This window comes from Actinomadura sp. B10D3 (assembly GCF_039871695.1).
GTDB classification, from domain to species: domain Bacteria; phylum Actinomycetota; class Actinomycetes; order Streptosporangiales; family Streptosporangiaceae; genus Spirillospora; species Spirillospora madurae.
Map to the genome: position 1 here is coordinate 1 of NZ_JBDPLY010000079.1, position 1,725 is coordinate 1,725.

General features: G+C 72.1%; 2 protein-coding genes. Both read left to right on the top strand.

Going from position 1 to position 1,725, the window contains the following annotated elements:
- The coding region (locus ABGB11_RS42300; RefSeq protein WP_347641344.1) for a transketolase at positions 1 to 848 on the top strand (848 nt) is incomplete at its 5' end.
- Positions 845 to 1,725, top strand: an 881-nt coding sequence (locus ABGB11_RS42305) for a transketolase C-terminal domain-containing protein (protein ID WP_347641345.1), incomplete at its 3' end; no start/stop codon positions are given. The genes ABGB11_RS42300 and ABGB11_RS42305, both read left to right, overlap by 4 nt.

The window sequence follows — 1,725 nt, forward strand, 5'->3', positions numbered from 1 at the left end:
GTCCGCCCGTGGCGGCGGACGCCCAGCTTGTGGAGCTGATTAGGGAACGGGCGCTGTTCGCTCGGCTGGAGACGGTCCGGCTCATATCGATCGCGAAGACCGGCCACTACGCCTCGGGATTCTCGTGCGCGGAGATCCTCGCCACCCTCTACTACGGCGTCATGGACCTGCGGCGCGGTGAACCCGACTGGCCTGATCGGGACCGGTTCCTGTTCGGCAAGGGGCACGCCGCCGCGACCCTCTACCCGCTGCTGGCCGATTGGGGCTTCTTCGACCCGTCCGAGCTGGACGGCTACACGCGGCTGGGGAGCGCCTTCGGTGACCACCCGGACATGACGCGGGTCCCGGGCATCGACTTCAGCAGCGGATCGCTCGGGCACGCCCTGTCGACCGGCACCGGGATGGCGCTCGGCCTGCGCATGCAGGGGCGCCCGTCGAACGTGTACGTCCTGCTCGGCGACGGCGAGCTGCACGAGGGGCAGATCTGGGAGGCGGCGCTCGCCGCCGCGCACCACCGCGTCTGCAACCTCGTCGCGATCGTCGACCGGAACGAGTACTCGCTGGACGGCCGGGTCGACGACGTCACCGGCATCGAGCCGCTTGCCGACAAGTGGCGGGCGTTCGGCTGGGAGACCCACGAGGTGGACGGGCACGACGCCGGGGCGCTGCTCACCCTGCTCCGCTCCATCGCCGCCGATCCGGACCGCGCCCGCCCGGTCGCCGTGATCGCGCACACCGTCAAGGGCAAGGGGATCTCCTACATGGAACGCGACTTCGGCTGGCACCTGGGCTGGCTCGCCGAGCAGGACGAGATCAACGCCATCGACGAGTTGAGGAGCGCCCGATGACCGCCGGCCCCGCCCTGCGTCCGGAATCCTGGCAGCTCACCGACCTGCTGGACCGCGCACCCGGCCTGCACGTCCTGGCCGGGACCCTGGCCGACCTGGTGGACGAGGGGCATCCCCTCGTCGTCGGCACGGCCGACCTCAAGTACTCCAACGGCCTGGTCCGCTTCCAGGAACGGCACCCCGAGCGGTACGTCCAGTTCGGCATCTCCGAGCAGCACATGGTCTCGGCCGCGGCGGGCCTGGCCGCCACCGGGCTCCAGCCGTACGTCGCGACCTTCGCCTCGTTCCTCGCGCTGCTCGCCTGCGAGCAGATCCGCACCGACACCGCCTACACGCGGCTTCCGGTCCGGCTGATCGGCCACCACGCCGGGATCACCCTCGGCTTCTACGGCACCTCCCACCACGCGACCGAGGATCTGGCGATCACCCGGAGCATCGCGGGCCTGACCGTCATCGCGCCGGCCGACGCCGCGCAGCTCGGATCCGCCCTGCGCGCCGCCACCGCCTGCCCCGGCCCGATCTACTTCCGCATCGGACGCGGCCAGGACCCCGAGGTGTACCGGGAGGCCGATCCGCGGTTCGAGATCGGCAAGGCGATCGAGCACGGGCGCGGAGACGACCTGACCATCGTCGCGACGGGATCGATGGTGCATCCGGCGCTCGGCGCCGCGGCGAAGCTGAACGCCGCCGGGGTGTCCGCGGGGGTCCTGGACATGCACACCGTCAAACCCCTCGACGAGACCGCGGTCCTGGACGCCGCACGGCGGTCGGGGCTCCTGCTCACCGTGGAGGAGCACAGCATCCTGGGCGGGCTCGGCGGCGCGGTCGCCGAGACCGTCGCGGGGGCGGGCCTCGCCGCCCGGGTCGCCCGGCACGG